Genomic DNA, 21,079 nt, shown 5'->3' with positions numbered 1-21,079 from the left:
CGGGGCGGCGCAGGCGGACATGCCGTATCCTCGAGAACTCTTCCCTGCACCCTTGCGGACGGTATGCATCTGCCCATCAGTGTACTCAAAACGGCCACGGTTTTTGTGGCTCTGCTGGCGCCCGTGGCGTGGCTCCCCGCGACCGCCGGAACGCCCTCTTCCCTGACCATCCTCGGCACGGTCGAGAACGCCGGCATCCTCCAGGAGGACATCACCCTGGAAGCGCGCCTGGATACCGGCGCCACGTCTTCGTCCCTCAACGCGCTGCAGCAGGAAACCTTCGAGCGCGATGACGAGAAGTGGATCCGTTTCGAGATCGTCGATCCGGAGGACGCGGACGCACGCATCACCCTGGAACGCCCGATCGAGCGCAGTGCCCGCATCCGTCAGCATAGCGGCGAACTCGATGAACGGCACGTCGTGCGCCTCGAACTGTGCCTCGGCGACCGGAAGATCGAAGCCGACACCACCCTGGTGGACCGCACGGAACTCACCTACCAGCTGCTGGTGGGCCGCAGCCACATGGCCGGGCACATCCTGGTGGACTCCGGCAACGAACACCTGCTGCCACCGGACTGCCCGACGGACGAAGACAGCACTGACGCCGTCGAATGAAACGGTTCCATCTGCCCCTGCTGATCCTGCTCCTGCTGGGGGCGGGGTTCGGCATCTTTCTCTACAAGGCCACCCTGCTCGACATGCCCCTGCAGCCGGGTGCGACGGCCGACACCTGGGTGGTGGAATCGCGCATCCGCTTCCAGCCAACCGGCGGGGCGGCCGAAGTCCGGCTGCGCATCCCCGAACGGCTCCCGAACTTCGCCCGGCTGGACGAGAACTTCATATCCCGGGGCTACGGCCTGACCACCTCGCACGGCACGGATGACCGCGTCGCGCAGTGGACCTCGCGCGACCCGCGCGGAGAGCAGACGCTCTATTACCGCACCACGCTCTATCGCGACGCCAGCGCCGGCCCCCATGCGGAGTACCCCGGACCGGTGGCACCCCGCGAATGGGACGAACCCTTCGATTCGGCCGCCGAAGCCCTGATCCAGAGCGTGCGCGAACGCTCCTCCGGCATCCAGAGCTTTGCCACGGTGCTGGTCCGGGACCTGGGAGGCACCGGAGCGAACGGCAACGCGTCGCTGTTCGTGATGGATGATGGCGACCGCGAACTGCGCACGCAGACCCTGATCGACCTGCTCTCCGTCGCCCGCATCCCCGCCCGCGCGGTCACGGTCATCCCGCTGCGCGACGGGCATCGCAATATCGAGCCGGAGACCTGGCTGGAGGTGCACAACACCGAGCGCTGGGTTCCGGTGCATCCGCTGAACGGCAACATCGACTACCCCGAGGACGTGGTGGTCTGGAGCCATGGCGACGCGCCGATCCTCGAGGTCCGTAACGGCACCGGAGAAGAACTTCGCTTCGCGGTGACCCGCAGCGTGCAGGACGCGCTGGGCACCGCTCAGCGTCTGGGGGAGACCCTGGACACCCGCATCCTCGATTTCTCGCCGCTGGAACTGCCGCTGGGCACGCATAACACCTATCGCGTGCTGCTGATGGTCCCGCTGGGGGCCATGATCATCGTGCTGCTGCGCAACGTGATCGGCATCCAGACCTTCGGCACGTTCATGCCGGTGCTGATCGCCCTGTCCTTTCGCGAGACCCAGCTGCTGGCCGGGGTCATCCTGTTCACCCTGATCGTCTCGCTCGGGCTGGCGGTACGTTTCTACCTGGAACACCTGCGGCTCCTGCTGGTACCCCGCCTGGCCGCGGTAGTCAGCGTGGTGATCATGCTGATGCTGGGGCTGTCCATCCTGGCCCACCACCTGGGGCTGGAACGTGCTCTCGCCCTGTCGCTGTTCCCGATGGTGATCCTGGCGATGACTATCGAGCGCATGTCGGTGGTGTGGGAGGAACACGGCCCGGCGGACGCGATCTCCCAGGGGGTCGGCAGCCTGATCGTGGCGGCCGCGGCCTATGGCCTGATGGCCAGTCGCCAGCTCGAGCACCTGCTGTTCGTGTTCCCCGAACTCCTGCTGGTCATCCTCGCCGTGACCCTGCTGCTCGGGCGTTACACCGGCTACCGCGTGACCGAGCTGTTCCGCTTCGGGAAGATGCAGGACGCCCTGAGGAAACCCGACTGATGGGCGGCTGGTGGCCCCGTTTCGTGCGCCCGTCGACCCTGCGCCGGCAGGGCATCCTCGGCATGAATGCACGCAACGGCCTGTACATCGCCGAATACAACGCACGGCGCCACTATCCGCGCGTGGACGACAAGCGGATGACCAAGCAGCTGGCCAGCGCCGCCGGCCTGGCCGTGCCGGAGCTCATCGGTGTCATTCACAGTCACCACCAGCTGCGCGGCCTGGAACGGCAACTGCGCGAATATGCGAACGGTTTCGTCATCAAACCGGCCCATGGCGCGGCCGGCGACGGGATCATGGTGATCTCCGGCTGGCGCGGTGAGCGGCTCCGCCGGGCCGGCGGGCGCATGCTCGAGATCAGCGAGCTGCAGGACCATGTGTCCGGGATCCTGTCCGGGATGTACAGCCTCGGCGGGCGTCCGGACGTGGCACTGATCGAGGAACGCGTGGAGTTCTCCGAGGTCTTCGCCGAGGTGACCCATACCGGCGTTCCGGACATCCGCACGGTGGTCTATCGCGGATACCCGGTAATGGCCATGCTGCGCCTGCCGACGCAGGAATCGGACGGCAAGGCCAACCTCCACCAGGGGGCGGTGGGCACCGGCATCGACCTCGCAAGCGGACACACCCTGGGCGGCGTGCAGCACAACCAGCCCGTATGGGTCCACCCGGACACCGAGGCCAGCCTGGTGGACCTGGCGATCCCGGGGTGGGACAAACTCATGGAACTCGCCGCGGGCTGCTACGAACTCAGCGGCCTGGGCTATCTGGGCGTCGACGTGGTCATCGACCGCCGCCACGGCCCGCTGATTCTGGAGCTCAACGCGCGGCCGGGACTGGCGATCCAGATCGCCAATGGCGAAGGCCTCCGCCCGCGCCTGCGCGCGGTCGACGAACACATTCGCAAGACCGCCGAAGAACCCCAGGCGGCGCGTGCGGCCTGGGCCGCCGCCCGTTTCGGCTGCCGCCCCGCCGGCTTCGGCGCCGTACCGCACGAACGCCACGCCGACTGACGCTGCCCCCGCCTCGTGCGGGCAGACGCTGCGTGGCAGAATTGGCGGCCCTGTCTCCCGACCACCGCCCGATCTTTGGCAGGCAACACGCCATGGACCCCGAGAACACGCATTCCGCCTTCTTCGAACACGCCCCGGTCGGCATGGCCGTGGTGGACGCCGACGGGTGTCTGCGCGCCGCCAACCGGCGCCTGTCCGGGCTGCTGGACCGGGAAGCGGACGTCCTCGTCGGGCAGACGCTGACGGTGTGGTTGGCCTTCGCCGAGGCCGACCGGGTGGCAGCCGCGATCCATTCGCTCATTCACGACGACACCGGCGAGTGGCGCGACGAATGCCGCCTGCTCCCCCGGCAGGGCCCGCCGCTGTGGGTGGAACTGGCGCTGAGCCGCCTGCCCGACGCCGACGATGGCGCCGCGCGCCTGGCCCTGACCGCCACCGACATCGACGCACGCAAGGCCAGCGAGGCCGAGCGCGACGAACTCGAACATTTCTACCAGCAGACGTTCACCAACAATGTCGCGGTCAAGCTGCTGATCGACCCGGACGACGGCCGCATCGTCGACGCCAATCCCGCCGCGGAAACCTTCTACGGCTGGTCGATCGAAGAGCTGAAAAACCGCCCCATCCAGGCGATCAACACCCTCTCCGCGGAGGAGGTGCGGACCGAGATGGAACGGGCCGCTGAGGAGGAGCGGCTGTACTTCCGCTTTCGCCACCGCGTCGCGAGCGGTGAGATCCGCGACGTGGAGGTCTATTCCGGCCCGGTGTGGCTGCGCGGCAAGCGCTATCTGCACTCCATCATCCACGATGTCACCGAACACCATCGGGCCGAACGCGAACAACGGGAGCTGCTGCAGATCCTGGAAGCCGCGCCCGATTTCATCGGCATGGCCGACCCCGATGGCCGCATCCTGTACCAGAATCCTGCATTCGACCGCGCCCTGGGCCTGACCGGACGGGCGACGCCGGGCGAACGCGCCATCGACGATTTCCATCCCGAGCCCGTACGCCGGCGAGTAAAGGAAGAGGCCCTGCCGACCGCGGCACGCGATGGTGTGTGGCGGGGCGAGACGGAACTGCGCACGGCGGACGGCAAATCGCTCCCGGTGTCCCAGACCATCGTGGCGCATCGCGACGACACGGGGGCGGTGCATCGCTACTCCACCATCCTCCACGACATCTCTGCGATCCGCGCCGCCGAGGCCTTCCGCAACCAGCTGCTGGAAAGCCTCGCCGAAGGGGTGTTCGGCCTGGACCGTGAAGGCCGTTACACCTTCCTCAACCCGGCGGCCTGCCGCCTGCTGGGATACGAACGGGAGGCCGATGCCCTGGGTCTGGCATCCCACGAGACCTCCCGTCACAGCCACGCCGACGGCAGCCCCTACCCGCTGGAAGACTGCCCGATCTACCGCGTGCTGCAGACCGGCAAGCCGCTGGAGGCCTGGGAGGACGTCTTCTGGCGCCCCGACGGGCATGCCTTCCCGGTGCTGGTCTACGCCGCCCCCCTGCACGGTTCAGAAGGTGAACCGACCGGGGCGGTGGTGTCCTTCCAGGACATCAGCGAGCGCAAGGCCGCGCGCCAGCGCATGGAGACCCTGCTGCAGACCAGTCCGGCGGTGATCTACACCATGGATCCCGCCGGGTTCGCCACCATGACCTACCTCAGTAACAACGCCGAGGCCGTGATCGGCTGGCGGCCGGAGGAGGTGACCGGCAACCCGCGCTGGCTGGAGCACCACATCCATCCCGATGACCATGCCGCCAACATTGAAGCCGTGGGGGCCTGGCTGGCCGCGGGGGCGCGTGGCACCTGTCGCCTCCAGTACCGCCAGCGCCACGGTGATGGTCACTGGATGCACATCGAGGACCAGCTGGTCGCGCTGCGCGACGGGCAGGGTCGGGTCAAGGAACTGGTGGGCGCATTCCAGGACGTCAGCGACCGCGTGGAGAGCGAAACCCGCCTGCGCACCATCGCCCGTCACCTGCCGGGCGCCCTGTATCAATACCGCGAGGATGCCGACGGCACCCCCGGATTCCCGTATTTTGGCGAAGGCCTGGAGCAGCTCACCGGCCTCCTGCCCTCGGAGGCTACCGGGGATGCCGCACGTCTGTTCTCGCGCATTCCCGCGGAGGACCTGGAGGCGCTCCGCGCCAGCGCGGTCCGTTCGCGGGAGACCCTCGAACCCTGGCAGCAGCACTTCCGTGTGCGACACCCGCAACGGGGCGAGGTATGGCTGGACGGCCGGGCCACCCCGGAACGCCAGGACGACGGCAGCACGGTCTGGAACGGGGTGCTGGTGGACATCACCACCCGGGTCGCGGCCGAGCAGGCGCTGCGTCAGCGCGAGGCGGAGCTCAACCAGGCGCAGCGGATCGCGCGCATGGGCAGCTGGGTCTCGGATTTCCGCGTGAACGAGATCCGCTGGTCGGACGAGATCTACCGCATCTTCGGCCGCCAGCCGGAAGACGGCCCGGTGACCCACGAGACCTTCATGGAGACGGTCCATCCACATGACCGCGCGGCAGTACAGGCGGCGCTGGAGGCCTCGTTCGCCGGCGAACCCTACGACATCGTGCACCGCGTGGTCCGGTCGGACGGCGAGGTCCGTACCGTGCGCGAGCGCGGCCACACCGAGTTCGACGACACCGGCCAGCCGATCCGCATGCTGGGCACGGTGCAGGACATCACCGAACAGCGCCAGCTGGAGGACAGCCTGCGGCGTCTGGTCTCGATCCTCGACAGCACCCCGGACGTGGTCTCGATGCACGGCCCGGACGGGGCGATGCTCTACCTCAATGCCGCCGGCCGCCGGCTGATGGGCCTGCCGGAGCCCGAGCTCGCCGACCACTGGGACCCCGAGACCGGCTGGAACCGCGCCGGGCTGCCGGGCGAGATGGACACCGTGGAAGGCACCATCGAGCGCGTGCATCCGCCCTGGGCGCTGGAGCGCGTCCGCGAGGAGGCCCTGCCGGCCGCGATGGAACACGGCCTGTGGCAGGGCGAGACCGCGCTGCTGGATGGCGAGGGCCGCGAACGACCGGCGTCGCAGGTGGTGCTGATCCATCGCGACGCGGATGGTGCGATCGCCCAGACCTCGACGATCATCCGCGACATCACCGAGCGCAAGCGCATCGAGATGGAGCTGGAACGCTCCAATGCCGAGCTGGAGCAGTTCGCCTACGCGGTCTCGCACGACCTGCAGGAGCCGCTGCGCATCATCAACAGCTACCTCGGGCTGCTGGAGCGGCGCCATGCCGAGGCACTGGACGACAAGGCCCGGCGCTACATCGACACCGCCACCGACGCGGCCGCGCGCATGCGGCAGATGATCCAGGACCTGCTGGAGTACTCCCGTGTTCAGCGCATGGGCGAGGCCTTCGCGCCGGTGGCGCTGGACCGCGCGCTGGACGACGCCAGCGACAACCTGCAGGCCGCCATTGCCGACAGCGGGGCCCGCATCACCCGCGAGGCGCTGCCCACGGTGCAGGGGGACGCCGGACAGCTGATGCGGCTGTTCCAGAACCTGCTGTCCAACGCCATCAAGTACCGCGCCCCCGAAACCACCCCGGAGATCCACGTGGGCTGCACGGACCGGGGCGATCACTGGGAGATCCGCGTCACCGATAACAGCATCGGCATCGATCCGGAACAGATCGGACGCATCTTCCAGGTCTTCCAGCGCCTGCACGGTCGCGGCGAGTACGAGGGCACCGGCGCCGGGCTGGCGCTCGCCCGGCGAATCGTCGAGCGCCACGGCGGGCAGATCCGGGCCGAGTCCGAAGGCGAGGGGCACGGCACGACGCTCTGCTTCACCCTCCCGCGGCAACCAGTGGCTGCGGCTGCCCCCGAGTGAACTCCAGCGCGGAGCGACGGGACAATCGCATTGGCCACAGGGCAATCGATAGACTACCGTCAACTTCAGAATTGCCAGCACCGGACCGTAACCGATGAAACCCGTCACCATCCTCCTGGCCGAAGACTCGCCGGAAGACGTCGAGCTCCTGCAGGAGGCCTTCGAGCACCATCAATTCTCGGCCGACCTGCGCCCGGTACGCGACGGGGTGGAGGCCATGGCCTATCTGCGCGGCGAAGGTCCGTACGCCGACGCGCCGCAAGCCGAGCTGCTGCTGCTGGATCTCAACATGCCCCGCATGGACGGCCGTCAGGTGCTGGCCGCGGTCAAGAACGATCCGCAGCTGCAGACCCTGCCGATCGTGGTCCTGACCACCTCCTCGGCACCGGATGACGTCGTGCATTCGTACACCCATCGGGCCAATGCCTTCCTGACCAAGCCGGTGGATTTCGACGAGTTCCTCGAGCTGATCCGGTGTCTGGGCGAATTCTGGATCGACAGCGTCTGCCTGCCTTCGCGCGCGGGCCTGCCCCCGTCGGACCCGTCCCGGATGTGCCCATGACCCGGCATCGGCTCCTGCTGGTCGAGGACAACCCGGCCGACGCCGACCTGGTCGAGGACCTGCTGGAGGAAGTCGCCGACCCGGGGTACACGGTGGAACGCGCCGGCCGCCTGGATCAGGCCCTGCAGCTGCTGAAGGAGCGCCCCTTCAGCGTTGCCCTGCTGGACCTGGGACTGCCCGACTCCCAGGGCCTGGACACCCTGCGCCTGCTGCTGAAGGCGGGCGCCGGCGTGCCGGTGGTGGTCATGACCGGCCACCAGGAGCGCGGCACCGGCACCGGGGCGATCCGTCTGGGGGCTCAGGACTTCCTGCCCAAGGACGAGCTGCAGCCCGACCTGCTGTCGCGCGCCCTGCGCTATGCCATGGAGCGCTACCGCAGCCAGCGCGAACTGCGCCTGATGGCCGCCGCCTTCGACAGCGCCCAGGCGATCCTGGTCACCGGCCCCGACGGCCGGATCCTGCGCACCAACCCGGCCTTTACCCGCATTACCGGATACGCCGAGGAGGAGGTCCTGGGCGAAAACCCGCGCATCCTGCAGTCCGGTCATCAGGACCTGGAGTTCTACCACCGCATGTGGAAGGAGCTGCAGACCCGCGGGCAATGGGAAGGTGAAATCTGGAACCGCCGGCGCGACGGGACGGTGTATCCCCAGTGGGAGACCATCAGCGCGGTGCACAACGAGGCCGGCCAGCTCGAATACTACGTTGCGGTGTTCCACGACATCTCGGAGCAGAAGCGCCTGGAGGCGGAACTGGAACGGGAGGCGACGACTGACCGCCTGACCGGCCTGTTCAACCGCCAGCGTTTCGATGCCGAGCTGGAGCGCGCCCTCGCCCGCACCCGGCGCTACGGAAACGACGCGGGAGCGATCCTGTTCGACATTGACCATTTCAAGCGTCTCAACGATACCTGCGGCCACGACGCCGGCGACCGCGTACTGGTCGAGCTGTCGCGCCGGACGACCGACGCCCTGCGCCGGACCGATTTCCTTGCCCGCTGGGGCGGCGAGGAGTTCGTCGTGCTGCTGCCGGAAACCGGCCCCGACGGCGCCCGGCGGATGGCGGAGCGGCTGCGCCGCGAAGTGGCCGCCACGGCGTTCGAGGGGGCGGGGCGCGTGACCGTCAGCCTCGGGGTCACCGTCATCCACCCGGACGACGATGCCGATACCCTGCTCAAGCGGCTGGACAACGCGCTCTATGATGCCAAGCACGTGGGCCGCAACAGCGTGGTCTATCATCATCGCGATCCCGGGGAAGACGCCGACGCCGAGGCCCCTCCGCTGTCGCTGCTGCAGTAAGCGCTCCGGACCGTGTTCGCCCCCGCGCGTGCATATGGATTAAGCTTGGCGGCATGACCACGGCCACCCGCCAGCACACCACCGACGACGCCGCGATCCAGCAGGCCCTGGACGAGGCCGAGCGGGTCTGCACCCGGCGCGGCGCGCGCCTGACCGAGCAGCGCCGCCGCATCCTCGAACAGATCCTGCGCACCGACGGCGTGATCAAGGCCTACGACCTGATCCACGCGCTGTCGTCCGAGGACCGCAGCATCAAGCCGCCGACGGTCTACCGTACCCTCGCCTTCCTGCTGGAGCAGGGCCTGATCCACCGCATCGAGAGCCTTAACGGCTTCGTCGCCTGCAGCCACCCCGGGGAACGCCACGAATCCGCGCTGATGATCTGCGACGGCTGCGGCCAGATCATCGAGTTCCACACCCCGGACACCGCCAGCCATGCCCTGGAGGCCGCCGCGGCCGAGACCGGCTTCGCCATCGAGACCCGCACCGTGGAACTCCACGGCCTGTGCCGCGACTGTCAGTCGACCTGACCTTTCGGCCCGAAGTGCTCCGGGGATGACCGTGCCGCTTTCCAGTCCGGAGTTGCGGGCGTTCGAGCCCGTGCTGCGCGCGGATACCCGGGCCGTGGTGCTGGGCAGTTTCCCCGGGGTCGCCTCGCTGGAGGCGGCCGCCTATTACGCCCATCCGCGCAACCAGTTCTGGCCGATCATGGCGCGCATCCTCGGACCGCCGTTCCCGGAACTGCCCTGGCCGGAGCGCTACGCCCGGCTGCTCGACTGCGGGGTCGGGCTGTGGGACATCTACGGCGCCTGCGCACGCGAGGGCAGTCTGGACAGCGCCATCCGCAACCCGCAGCCCAACGATCTCGGTCGGCTGACACGCGAGGCCCCCGGCCTGCGGCTGATCGTCCACAACGGCGCGGAAAGCGCCCGCCGCATCCGCGAGACCCGGGCGCTGGGCGTCAGCGCGGTGCGCCTGCCCTCCACCAGCCCGGCCAATGCCCGACTGGGCCTCAAGGCCAAGCTTGAACGCTGGGCCGAGGCCTTCCGCGAGGCCGGGCTGGGCGCCCCGGCGCCCTGAGCCCCGGCAACCCGCCGCCCCGCTGGGTCGATGAACCGCGCCATTGGAATCGGCCACGTTGACACCCAAACGCGGATGCATATAATTCTCACTTAGATGCGCGATTGTTGTCGGACTCTGGCGTGTCGCCGGGACCGGGGCCTCTTCGCTCCCCTGTCTCTCCAACCTCCGCTACGCTTGGCCGCCCGCTGTAACGGGCGGCTCCTTTTTTCCGTTCTCCCTCCCGGCATTGCCCCCACCGGGGTGACGGCCCCTTGTACCGCTCTATTGTTACATTATATCGTTCTTGTGCTCGTTCGTTACGCTATAACGTCTTAATAGCGATGGACGGAGGCAATCTGTGTTCACAAGGGGAGAAAAGACATGCTGAACGCGCGACACCATCGCAACGCCCTGACGGGCCTGACCGTTCTGGCCTGCGCCACGCCGGCCCTGGCCGCCGCCCAGGCCCCGGACGATCCGGGTTCGGACTGGGGCATGGACATCTCGCTGATCCTGGAAGGGGTCTACTACAACGAAATGAGCGAAGGGGTTCACGAGCCCGCCGGATTCGACGACGGGCACGACCATGGCCACGGCCATGATCACGACCACGACCATTCTTTCGACGACGGCTTCAATCTCGGCCACAACGAACTGGGGTTCGAGGCCGACCTGGGCGGCCTGCTGGACGGCACCCTGATGATCGGCTTCGACGAGGACGATATCGAGATCGAGGAGGCCTACCTGACCACCCGCTCCCTGCCGGCCGGCCTCCAGCTGAAGGCGGGCAAGTTCCTGTCGGAGATCGGCTACATCAACAGCCGCCACGTCCACGACTGGGACTTCGTCGACCGTCCGCTGGTGAACGAATACCTGTTCGGCAACCACGGCATCCAGGAGACCGGCGTACAGGCCACCTGGGTCGCGCCGACCGAGACCTATACCCAGCTGGGCGTGGAACTACTGCAGGGGGACGGGACCTTTGCGAGCTACGAGGGCGACATCGGCACCTACACCTTCGACGACAACGGGACCGAGGTCGACATCCATTCCGACCTGTCCGACACCTCGGCCCCCCGCCTGCTGACGGCCTTCGCCAAGTTCGGCCCGGATCTGGGACCGGATCATGCGGCACAGTTCGGCGTCTCCGGTGGCTATGCCAACACCTGGCAGAAGGCCACCGAACATGGTTCGGGGCTGGAAGAATGGGACGGCGACGCCTGGTTCGCGGGCCTGGACGCGGTGTACAAGTACAGTTCCGGCCGCGCCTACGGCCACGGCGACTGGCGCGTACAGGGCGAATACTTCTACCGCGAGATCGACGTCGACTACCAGCGGCGCGAGGACAATACGACCATCGCCGGTAACGCCGAAGGCAGCGGCAAGGCGAAGCAGGACGGCCTCTATGTGCAGGGCGTGTACGGCTTCGCCCCGCGCTGGGAGGCCGGTCTGCGGACCGAGGCCCTGGGCCTGACCAATGACGGGCTGCCCACCAACGAGGGCGACGACCGCGACTTCTCGGTACCCGGCTTCGATACCTCGTACCGCCATTCGGCCCAGGTCACCTTCCGGCCGGTGGAGCCGGTGTTCCTGCGCGCGCAGCTCACGCAGAACGACTTCGTCGACGATCATGGCGACCGCGATCGCGGCCTGGAATTCATGTTCCAGGTGAACGTGGCGCTGGGCGCGCACGGCGCGCACCGCTTCTGATCGACCCCTCAAGGAGCGCGAGGCCCCGCCACGGGCCTCGCGCAAAACCTGCATTTTTCAAGGAGTACCCATGAAAAACCGCAAGACCCCGCAGCAACGTCCGGCCATCGGGCTCTCCGCCCTGACCGGCGCCGCACTCGCCACCGCACTGTTCCTGCCCGCGCAGGCCTCCGCGGACGAGCTCAACGTGGTCGCCACGACCTCCAGTCTGGGAGCGCTTGCGCGTGAAATCGGCGGCGACGAAACCCGCGTGCGTGTCCTGGCGGCGCCCGACCGAGACGCCCACTATCTGGATGCCCGGCCCAGCTTCATGGCCGCCCTGCGCAACGCCGACCTGCTGCTGGAGCTGGGCGCCGGGCTGGAAGAAGGCTGGCTGCCGGCCGCCACCCGTGGCGCGTCCAACCCGGCCATCAACGAGGGCCAGCGCGGGCATTTCTATGCCGCCGGCAAGGTCGAGCTGCGTCGTTCCATCACCCAGGACGGGCCCAACATGGGCCACGTCCATGAAGAGGGCAATCCGCACTTCAACACCGACCCCCTGCGCATGGCGGAAGTCGGCCTGGCCCTGGGCGAGCGGCTCGCGGAGCTCGACTCCGCCAATGCGGACGTCTATCGCGAACGCGCGGAAGAGACCGCGCAGCGGCTGCGCGAGCATGCCGAAGACCTCGCCGGCGAACTGGCCCCCGACCAGAACATCGTGGTCTATCACGAGGACCTCGACTATCTCGAGGAATGGCTGCCCGCCACTGTCGTCGGCTACCTCGAACCGGCACCGGGTATCCCGCCCACCGGTCGCCACCTGCAGAGCCTGGTCGGCGAGCTGGAAGGCATGGACGGTCACGTGCTGTACGCCGAGTTCCAGCCGCCGCGCGGGGCCGAGTTCCTCGAGCGCGAACTCGGCTGGGACAGCCACGCCGTACCGCTGGATCCGCCGCAGGACGCCGGCCTGGACGGCTACCTCGAGCTGATGGAAACCTGGGCATCCACCTTCCGCACCCGCTAGGCTGCGCGGATGTCCGACTCCCCCGTCATCGAGGCCCGGGCCGCGCGCCCGGGCTTTGACCGCCCCGTCCTCGGGCCGCTCAGTCTTGCGGTCCCGGGCGGGGCACGCTGGGCGCTCACCGGCCCCAACGGGTCCGGCAAGTCGCTGCTGCTCAAGTGCCTGACGGGGCAGGCGCGGGTGCACGGGGGGCGGCTGACCACCGCTCCCGGCACCCGCATCAGCCTGCTGGCCCAGGATCATCCGCGCCCGTACCCATGGCCCCTTTCCGGACACGACTGGTTCCGGGCCATGGGTACGCGCGTGCCCGAACACCCTCGCATCCGGGCGCTGCTGCGCCGGCGTCTGGATCAACTCAGCGGCGGCCAGTGGCAGCTCCTGCGGCTGGCCTCCGTACTGGCGCCCGCGGAGGCTGCGACCTCCGGCACGCGGCACCTGGTGCTGCTGGACGAACCCGCCAACCACCTCGACACCGAGGTCCGCGCGGCCGCGGTGGAACTCATCACCGCCCTGCCCGCCAGCGCCACTCTGGTCATGACCAGCCACGACGACGAACTGCTGGGCGCCCTCGGCGTCGAACGCCACCCCCTGCAGGACTACCTCGACGCCCATGACTGATCTGCTGCTGACGCCTTTCGTGGCGGGATTCCTGATCACGCTGGTGCTGGCGCTGGCGGGCAGCGGCCTGTTCCTGCGCGGCTCGGTCTGGCAGGCGCTGGCGCTGGGCCAGTGGGCCGCCGCCGGTGGGGTGCTGGCCTCGGTCCTGCACTGGCCGGTGCTGCCGGTCGCGCTGGCCCTGGGGGCCGGGGTGATGGCCCTGCTGCAGCGCGTCCGCGATGCCGAACGCCTGCCGCTGGCGCTGTTCCTGGGCGGACTGGCCGCGGTCACCCTGCTGGCGGCCAATTTCTCGCAGGCAAGCATCGCAGCGGCCGCGTGGGCCGAGGGGCAGCTGTATTTCGCCGGCCCGAACGAGCTGATCACGGTGGTGGTCGCCGGGGTAGCCAGTGGGATCCTGTGGCCCTGGCTGCGCCGGGTCTGGCTGCACGCCCAGCTCGCCCCGGACGTTTCCGCCGCGCCGGCACCGCCGGCGGTCGCGCGCTGGCTGGAGACCGCATGGCTGGTCGCCGTGATCGTCCTCGGGAGCATGGTGCTGGGCATGCCCGCGGCACTGGCCACCCTGCTGCTGCCGGCCTGGGGGGCGGCCTTTCTGGCCCGCGGCCTGACCGGGGCGCTCCTGTGGACCCAGGGCCTGGCGATCGCGGGCTTCCTCGCCGCGTGGAGCCTCAGCCTGCCACTGGATCAACCCTTTGCACCGGTGCTGGTGGTCGTGCTGCTGCTTCTGGCTCTGCTGGCCCGGGCGGGCGCCGCCCTGCGGCGCACACACTGATTCTCCGATCTCCCTCTGCAACCAAGGAATGCAACCATGAGTGAAAACCCGCAGGGCTCGGGTACCAGCTCGCCGATCTTTCAGGCCATCGAGCAGATGCAGGGATCGCTGCCCTGGGGCAGCTTTCTCGATGCCGGGACCGGCCGCAAGTCCATCGAGTGGATCACCGAACTCGGCACCGAACGCTGGACCGCCATCACCGCCTCGCAGAACATGGCGCGCACGGTGCAGGAGGCCGCGGGCGACCGGCGCCGGCCACAGGACCGCGTGCTGGTGGGCAACTGGCACTCCGAACACCTGCTGTACGGCGAGCGCTTCGACACCGTGCTGCTGGACTACTTCATCGGTGCCATCGAGGGCTCCTCCCCCTACTGGCAGGAGCAGGCCCTGCACCGCATCCGCCCGCATGTCGGCCAGCGGCTGTACATCATCGGCGTGGAGCCCTACGTGCCCAGCGAGCCCGACACCGAGGCCGGACGCCTGGTGCGCGAGATCGGCCGCGTCCGCGACGCCTGCCTGCTGCTGAGCGGCAGCATGCCGTACCGCGAGTATCCCTCCCCCTGGGTGCTTCGCCAGCTGGGCCAGGCGGGCTTCCGGGTGATGGAGACGCGCTACTTCCCGATCCGCTACCGCGAACGCTTCGTGAACGGGCAGCTCGACCTCGCGCTGCGCCAGCTGGATCAGTTCACCGATCCGGACACCGCCGAGTCCATGCGCGGCTACATCGAGCAGCTACGCGCCCGTGCCCTGCCCATGGCCCGGCAGAAGGAAGGGCTCAAGTACGGTGCCGACTATCTGATCTCGGCGGAGCCCATGGCCGACCGTCACCGCAGCTTCGAGGACCCGCTGCAGCGCTTCTACGGTCAGGCCGGAGAACAGGCCGGAGAACAGGAATAGCCCTGCTGCCCGGCCTCAGGCCCCGCGCGGCGGCCGCTCGACCCGCGCCACCGCATCGTGCGCATGCAGGCTCTCCTCGTGGCGCACGTGGATGCGGTAACCGCGCGCCCCGAACGGGGCCTCCAGGGCCTCGTCGAGACGCCGCGCGGCATCCTCGCAGAACATCGGGTTCGCACCGTTGGCCACCGCAAACGCCTGCTCGTCGGCGCGCTTGACCGCGGTCTGCAGCGCGGTGCCCAGCGCCTGCTCGACCCGATCGACCAGAAAGCGGAACGGAAAGGTCTCGGCATCCGGCCGCAGGCCCACCTCCACCCACGCCCGGCTGCGCTGGCTGTGCGGTGTCGCCATGATGCCCGCCTCGCTGCCCAGCCATTCACGCAGCCGGTCCGGATCCGGCGGCGCCGTCCCGAAGTCCTGATCATAGCGTTCCTGGATGGCCTGGCGGGCGAGTGCCGCCGAGCAGGGACAGGTCGAGGAATACCCGATCTCGATCCCGAGGCGGATCTGCGTACCGCGGTCGTCCTTTTCCGTATCCACGCGAAACGGATACGCCTTCCAGCCCGCCAGGGGGCTGACCATGGCCGGCCGTTCCAGCAGTGCCTCGCCCTCCAGCGAGAGCGCGGCGCGCCCCGAAAGCCCCTCGTGCGACTCGAGGAATGCATCCAGCACGTGGCCCAGCCGCGCGCAGTCCAGTTCGCGGTGGATCAGCATGCGCAGGGCCAGATACAGCCGCGACATGTGGATGCCGCGGGCCTCCGGATCGTCCAGGCTGACCCCGGCATCGGCGCGCGCGGCGACCGGCTGCCCGGCCACCTGCAGGGGCAGTGCGATGCGCTCCATGCCCACCCAGTCGAGGGTCGAGGCGCGGCGCGATGTCCCCGTCGCCACGTCCGGCAGGTCGGTGCTCCGGTGCTCGCTGTATGCGTCCATCGTTTCTCCCGCAAGAGTTCGGGTCATCGGCCCGGGGCCGTTGTGACCGTGGGTCAGTAACGTTATATTGTAACGCCATGAGCGAGACGATCCATAACATCCCACGCACCGAAGACGAGCTCCTCGCGATGCCCGAGGAGGCTTACATGAACCCTCAGCAGCTCGAGTTCTTTCGCGCACGCCTGCAGGCCATGCGTGAACAGGTCCTCGACGATATCGAGCAGGTGCGCACCGACCTGCGCCAGAGCAGTCAGGCCGCGGACGAACTGGACCGCGCCAGCGAAGAGGAGAACCGCCAGCTCGAACTGCGGATTCGGGGACGCGAAAACCGGCTGCTGAGAAAGATCGACGAAGCCCTTTATCGCATCGAGACCGGCGATTACGGCTTCTGCGACCAGACCGGGGAGCCCATCGGCCTGCCCCGACTCCTGGCCCGCCCCACCGCCACGCTGAGCGTGGAGGCCAAGGAGCGCATGGAAGCGACCGAGCACCTGTTCCATGAGTGACATCCATCACAATCCCCGGGAGCCCGCCATGACCGAACGTCTGCCCGTTACCGTCCTCTCCGGATTCCTCGGCGCCGGCAAGACCACCGTCCTCAACCATCTGCTGCACAATCAGGAGGGGCTCAAGATCGCCGTGATCGTCAACGACATGAGCGAGATCAACATCGACGGCGCGCTGGTGCGTGGCGACCACGTTGACCACGGTGATCAGGACGGCGTGTCGCGCACCGACGCCCGCACCGTGGAGATGAGCAACGGATGCATCTGCTGCACCCTGCGCGACGACCTGCTGGTGGAGGTACGCCGCCTGGCCGAATCCGGCCAGTACGATTACCTGCTGATCGAGTCCACGGGCATCTCCGAACCAATGCCGGTGGCCAGCACCTTCGCCTTCCGCGACGAGAACGATGCCTCGCTGGATGACGTGGCGCGTCTGGACACCATGGTCACGGTGGTGGACACCGCCTCCCTGCTGCAGGACTACGCCTCCCCCGACGACCTGAGCGACCGCGGCGAGTCGCTGGGCGAGGACGACGAACGCACCGTCGTCGACCTGCTGGTCGACCAGATCGAGTTCGCCGACGTCATCCTGCTGAACAAGATCGACCGCGCCACCGACGAACAGCGCCGCCAGGCGCATCGCGTAGTGCGGGCCCTGAACCGGAATGCACACGTAATCGAGATCGACCATGGTCGAGTGCAGCCGCGTGAACTGCTCGGCACCGGACGCTTCGATTTCGACCGCGCGGCCCAGGCCCCCGGCTGGGCGCAGGAACTGATGGGCAACCACACTCCCGAAACCGAGGAGTACGGGATCCACAGCTTCGTCTATCGGGCGACCCGGCCGTTCCACCCCGGGCGTTTCTTCGACCTCCTGCACCGGGAGTGGCCCGGCGTGATCCGCAGCAAGGGCTGGTTCTGGCTGGCGTCGCGACCGGACTGGGTGGGCACGCTGTCGCAGGCCGGCGGCGCGCTGACCCATCACGCCGCCGGCTTCTGGTGGGCCTCGGTGCCTCCGGAACGCCGGCCGGTGGACGCCGACTGGTGGCAGGACCACGTCGCGCCCCACTGGGACGAACGCTACGGCGACCGCCGCCAGGAGATCGTGGTGATCGGCATCGACATGGATCCCGACACCATCCGCCAGCGCCTGGACGCCTGCCTGCTGGACGACGACGAGCTGGCCGCGGGAGCCGACGCCTGGCGCGAGTATCGCGACCCCTTCCCCGAGTGGCGGCTGCAGAACGGCGCGGAAGAGACCGAAGAAGAAACCGAGGTGATCTCGTGAGCACCCGTCCCCGCACCCGTGCGACCGCAGCGTCCCGGCATCGTTTCATTGACCGGGCCGCCGAGCTGCACGGGATCCGGCGCGAGGACGTCAACGCCCTGATCTGGCGTCGTACGGAAACGGAAGAGCTGCGGCTTCAGGCACAGACCCTGGCGGAGCAGAGCCCCGGACTGAAACTCGATCTCCGGGGCCGGCCGGACCAGATCCGCACCGGCATGCTGGAGGCGGCGGGAACGCGGCCGTTCAACATCCATCACCTGGCCCTCGACATCGAACACCTGGCCCGCAACTTCGCGGTGGTCACCCGGCGCGTGATCCTGCGCGTCCAACTGGAGGTGCTGGACGAACAACCCTGCCCGCTTTTCCACGTGGACCAGCTGGAGCTGCGCATGCTGTGCAGCTATACCGGCCCCGGCACCGAATACGTGGACGACCGCCACGTCGACCGCAGCCGCCTGGGCTGCGGCGACAACGACGGCGTGCTCACCGGCCATGACCCCCTGCGGATCGCCCGCGGGCACGTGATCCTGATGAAGGGCGAACGCTTTCCCGGCGGCGCCGGACAGGCCGCGGTGCACCGTTCCCCGCAGCCGGCCGCGGGCGACCCGCGGCTCGTCCTGCGGCTGGACGCCTGAAGGAAACGCCGGCCCCGGGAAGACGAGACATCCGTCACTTGACGGCAGCCGCCGGAACGACGACTATTGAATGCGAACGATTCGCATTTACGTCAAGAAGGAGTTCCACATGCTGACCCTCGATGCCTGGCTGGAATGCCCGTCCCCCCGCGTCCGCATCCTCGACCGTGACTCGCGCCGGGTGGTCGCCGAATGGCAGGGCCGGGAGCTCGCCGATCTCATGGAATCCGGACGGCTGTGCCCGGAAGACTGCCGCGGGCGCCCCGGTGCCGACGCCGAACACGAGATCATCCGTGAGCTGCTGCTGGAATCCTGTCTCGGTGACCTGACCGTGGCCCGCCGCACCGCGGCTCCCGTCGGCGGTGCCCCGGACTGCCACAAGCGGCCGGTGGGAAAACCCGCCCTCCGGTGCGTACACTCTACCCGGAGGAATCAGCGGGAATTGGAACAGCACCATGAACACGGACGAATTCGAGATCTTCCCCTGGGGCGATGAATTCCTGACCCGCATCCCCGAGGTGGACCGCCAGCATCATTACCTGGTGGACCTCATCAACCGCCTGGCCCGCACGGTGCTGGAAGGCACCGACGAGGCCACGGCCGACGGGATCGTGGCGGAACTGCGCGACTACGCGCGTTACCACTTCGAGACCGAGGAAGGCATCTGGGCGCGGGCGTTTCAGGATGACGAGTGGTTCGCCCGCCACTGCCAGGCCCACGCGGGGTTCATCGACGAACTGGACCGCATCGCCGCCCTGGAGGGCCCCGACGAATATCGCCTGCAGCCCCTGCTGGAGTTCCTGGTCCGCTGGCTGACCCTGCACATCCTGCGCAGCGACAAGCAGATGGCCGCCGCCATCAACGCACTGGAAGCCGGGGTCGGGGTGGCCGAGGCGCGCGAACGGGCTGCGCGGCATTTCCGCGAACAGTCATCGGCAAGCCTAGAATCCCTGCTCAACACCTACGTACATATCGAGCGCCAGGTCTCGCAGTTCGCCAGGCATCTCGCCTCGCGCGGACAGGAAGAGGCCGAGAACCGCTTTCGCACCCTGTTCGACTGCTTCATTCACCCGCTGCTGATCCTGGATGCCGAAGACGGCAGCGTACTCGACGCCAACCCCGCCGCCTGCAGGATGACCGGCCACGCGGAGGACGAGCTGAAGCAGCGGCCCATCACCGATCTGCACCCGGACGACGAGCGCGAGCGGATTGCCGCACACCTGACGGCACCGCCCGAGGCCCCCGCCGGGCACGAGAACCCGCCACTGTACAGCCGGGTGCGCACCGCCACGCAGCGCGACGTCCCGGTCCGCATCACCCGCGGCGGCGAACTCCGGGATCACGGCCGCAGGCTGCGGGTCGCCTTCTACGAGGACATGACCCGCGAGCTGGAACACCGCCGCGAACTGCAATGGCGTTCGTTCAATGATCCGCTGACGGGCCTGCCCAACCGGGCCGGGATCATGCAGGCGCTGGAGCAGGTCACCACCGAGCACGACGATACGGCACTCGCCCTGATATCCATCGACGTGGACGATTTCGGCGCATTGAACCAGCGTCTCGGCACCACGGCGGGAGACCGGATCCTGGCCGAACTGAGCCGTCGCTGGCGCGAACGTCTGGATGAAGATGCCCTGCTCGGACGCCGCGGCGGCGACGAGTTCATCCTGGTGCTGCGCAGCTCCGGGGCGATCGAACGCCTGGAGGAGGTCATGGGTACCGTGATCGAGGCCGGGCATCACCTGCCGGTGTCCGACAAGGGACCCGCCGGCGCCAGCGAGAACGTCTCGGTCAGCGCCGGGATCTCGATCCGCCCGCCACGCAGCGGCCTCGACCCGGAAACGGTCCTGCGCCAGGCCGACCATGCACTGTACGAGTCCAAGCTGCGCCGCGACCGGGCCTGGGAATATTTCGACCACGGCCAGTACCAGCGGGTGGCCAGCCGGCATCGCACCATCAGCGCCTTCCGCCAGGCGATGCATCGCAACGAACTGAGCGTGGAATACCAGCCCAAGGTGAACATGCGCACCGGCACCATCCTGGGCGTTGAGGCCCTGGTGCGCTGGCGGCATCCGGATCACGGCCTGCTAACGCCGGGCGAGTTCCTGCCGACCATTGAAAACGACCCGGTCTCCATCGAGCTCGGCGAGTACATGCTGGAGGAGGCGATGCGCCAGATGGAGGCCTGGCGCGCGGCCGGCCGTCATCTGCCGGTCAGCGTCAATATCGGCGCCCTGCAGCTGGAGAGCGGCGACCTGCCACGACGCCTGGAAAACATCCTGGATCGCCATCCGGAGATCTCGCGAGGCGACCTCGAGATCGAGGTGCTGGAAAGCACCGCGTTCGACAACGCCGCGGCGGCGGAGGCGAACATGCGTGCGGTCCGCGAACTGGGCGTGTCCATGAGCATCGACGACTTCGGCACCGGCTACTCGTCGCTGACCTACATCAAGCGCGTGCCCGCCAACGCGCTGAAGATGGACCGCAGCTATGTCCGCGACATGCTGGAGGACGCCGATGACCGGGCCATCATCGAGGCGGTGGTGGGCCTGGCCCGCGCGTTCGACCGCCTGGTCCTGGCCGAGGGCGTGGAAACGATCGAACAGGGGCGCATCCTGATCGGCATGGGCTGCGAGAACGGCCAGGGCTACGCCATCGCCCGCCCGCTGCCGCCGGACGCGCTGGAGGGCTGGCTGGAACACTGGATGCCGCCGCCGGAGTGGTCCGCCGTACCCGCCCCCGCCTGAGCCCGGGCACCGTCGCTGTATTCGGCGGCAGGCAGGGGTTATC

At 68.5% G+C, this 21,079-nt stretch carries 19 protein-coding genes; 18 read left to right on the top strand and 1 reads right to left on the bottom strand.

The window, feature by feature from the left end:
• Positions 1-63 precede the first annotated feature (63 nt).
• The 13 genes from F788_RS0101240 to F788_RS0101180 all read left to right on the top strand — a co-directional run bounded on the left by F788_RS0101240 (position 64) and on the right by F788_RS0101180 (position 14,930).
• Positions 64-615 carry a RimK/LysX family protein gene (locus F788_RS0101240; protein ID WP_019569445.1) on the top strand — a complete coding sequence of 184 codons (552 nt, stop codon included), beginning with the start codon at positions 64-66 and terminating at the stop codon, positions 613-615.
• Complete coding sequence (locus F788_RS0101235) at positions 612-2,147, top strand: inactive transglutaminase family protein (RefSeq protein ID WP_019589020.1); 1,536 nt, start codon at positions 612-614, stop codon at positions 2,145-2,147. The genes F788_RS0101240 and F788_RS0101235 overlap by 4 nt, the downstream gene beginning before the upstream one ends.
• A complete protein-coding gene (locus F788_RS0101230; protein WP_018869656.1) occupies positions 2,147-3,160 on the top strand; it encodes an alpha-L-glutamate ligase-like protein in 1,014 nt (337 codons plus the stop codon). The genes F788_RS0101235 and F788_RS0101230 overlap by 1 nt, the downstream gene beginning before the upstream one ends.
• 92 nt (positions 3,161-3,252) lie before the next feature.
• Positions 3,253-7,014 (top strand): PAS domain S-box protein, encoded by a 3,762-nt coding sequence (locus tag F788_RS0101225; RefSeq protein WP_019589019.1) that lies wholly within the window; start codon positions 3,253-3,255, stop codon positions 7,012-7,014.
• A gap of 94 nt (positions 7,015-7,108) precedes the next feature.
• Positions 7,109-7,576 carry a response regulator gene (locus F788_RS0101220; RefSeq protein WP_019589018.1) on the top strand — a complete coding sequence of 156 codons (468 nt, stop codon included), beginning with the start codon at positions 7,109-7,111 and terminating at the stop codon, positions 7,574-7,576.
• Complete coding sequence (locus F788_RS0101215; protein ID WP_019589017.1) at positions 7,573-8,874, top strand: diguanylate cyclase; 1,302 nt, start codon at positions 7,573-7,575, stop codon at positions 8,872-8,874. Before F788_RS0101220 ends, F788_RS0101215 begins: the two co-directional genes overlap by 4 nt.
• 53 nt (positions 8,875-8,927) lie before the next feature.
• Complete coding sequence (locus F788_RS0101210) at positions 8,928-9,404, top strand: Fur family transcriptional regulator (protein WP_019589016.1); 477 nt, start codon at positions 8,928-8,930, stop codon at positions 9,402-9,404.
• A 25-nt stretch (positions 9,405-9,429) separates the two neighbouring features.
• The gene (locus F788_RS0101205) at positions 9,430-9,954 is read left to right on the top strand and encodes a DNA-deoxyinosine glycosylase (RefSeq protein WP_019589015.1); all 525 of its coding nucleotides are present in this window, start codon (positions 9,430-9,432) and stop codon (positions 9,952-9,954) included.
• Positions 9,955-10,317: 363 nt separating this feature from the next.
• Entirely contained in the window at positions 10,318-11,646 is a 1,329-nt protein-coding gene (locus F788_RS0101200; RefSeq protein ID WP_019589014.1) for a hypothetical protein, read from the top strand.
• A gap of 70 nt (positions 11,647-11,716) precedes the next feature.
• The gene (locus F788_RS0101195) at positions 11,717-12,649 is read left to right on the top strand and encodes a metal ABC transporter substrate-binding protein (protein WP_019589013.1); all 933 of its coding nucleotides are present in this window, start codon (positions 11,717-11,719) and stop codon (positions 12,647-12,649) included.
• 9 nt (positions 12,650-12,658) lie between these two features.
• Positions 12,659-13,264 carry an ABC transporter ATP-binding protein gene (locus F788_RS0101190; protein WP_019589012.1) on the top strand — a complete coding sequence of 202 codons (606 nt, stop codon included), beginning with the start codon at positions 12,659-12,661 and terminating at the stop codon, positions 13,262-13,264.
• Positions 13,257-14,033 (top strand): hypothetical protein, encoded by a 777-nt coding sequence (locus F788_RS0101185; RefSeq protein WP_019589011.1) that lies wholly within the window; start codon positions 13,257-13,259, stop codon positions 14,031-14,033. The genes F788_RS0101190 and F788_RS0101185 overlap by 8 nt, the downstream gene beginning before the upstream one ends.
• A gap of 36 nt (positions 14,034-14,069) precedes the next feature.
• A complete protein-coding gene (locus F788_RS0101180) occupies positions 14,070-14,930 on the top strand; it encodes a class I SAM-dependent methyltransferase (protein ID WP_019589010.1) in 861 nt (286 codons plus the stop codon).
• A 15-nt stretch (positions 14,931-14,945) separates the two neighbouring features.
• Here the strand turns inward: F788_RS0101180 and folE2 are convergent, their stop codons facing one another.
• On the bottom strand, positions 14,946-15,860 hold the full coding sequence (folE2, locus tag F788_RS0101175; protein ID WP_019589009.1) for a GTP cyclohydrolase FolE2: 915 nt from the start codon (positions 15,858-15,860) through the stop codon (positions 14,946-14,948).
• A 77-nt stretch (positions 15,861-15,937) separates the two neighbouring features.
• Here folE2 and dksA point away from each other — a divergent pair, with 77 nt between their 5' ends.
• From dksA to F788_RS0101150, 5 genes are all read left to right on the top strand, one after another.
• Positions 15,938-16,366 carry an RNA polymerase-binding protein DksA gene (gene dksA, locus F788_RS0101170; RefSeq protein WP_019589008.1) on the top strand — a complete coding sequence of 143 codons (429 nt, stop codon included), beginning with the start codon at positions 15,938-15,940 and terminating at the stop codon, positions 16,364-16,366.
• A gap of 28 nt (positions 16,367-16,394) precedes the next feature.
• A complete protein-coding gene (gene zigA, locus F788_RS0101165; protein ID WP_019022646.1) occupies positions 16,395-17,654 on the top strand; it encodes a zinc metallochaperone GTPase ZigA in 1,260 nt (419 codons plus the stop codon).
• Positions 17,651-18,289 carry a DUF1826 domain-containing protein gene (locus F788_RS0101160; protein ID WP_019589006.1) on the top strand — a complete coding sequence of 213 codons (639 nt, stop codon included), beginning with the start codon at positions 17,651-17,653 and terminating at the stop codon, positions 18,287-18,289. Before zigA ends, F788_RS0101160 begins: the two co-directional genes overlap by 4 nt.
• 70 nt (positions 18,290-18,359) lie before the next feature.
• Positions 18,360-18,785 carry a hypothetical protein gene (locus F788_RS0101155; RefSeq protein ID WP_019592827.1) on the top strand — a complete coding sequence of 142 codons (426 nt, stop codon included), beginning with the start codon at positions 18,360-18,362 and terminating at the stop codon, positions 18,783-18,785.
• Entirely contained in the window at positions 18,745-21,036 is a 2,292-nt protein-coding gene (locus tag F788_RS0101150; RefSeq protein WP_019589004.1) for a bifunctional diguanylate cyclase/phosphodiesterase, read from the top strand. The genes F788_RS0101155 and F788_RS0101150 overlap by 41 nt, the downstream gene beginning before the upstream one ends.
• Positions 21,037-21,079 lie beyond the last annotated feature (43 nt).

The organism is Thioalkalivibrio sp. ALE10, from assembly GCF_000381385.1.
In the GTDB taxonomy this organism is placed as follows: Bacteria; Pseudomonadota; Gammaproteobacteria; order Ectothiorhodospirales; family Ectothiorhodospiraceae; genus Thioalkalivibrio.
This window is presented reverse-complemented; position numbering and strand designations above follow the sequence as displayed.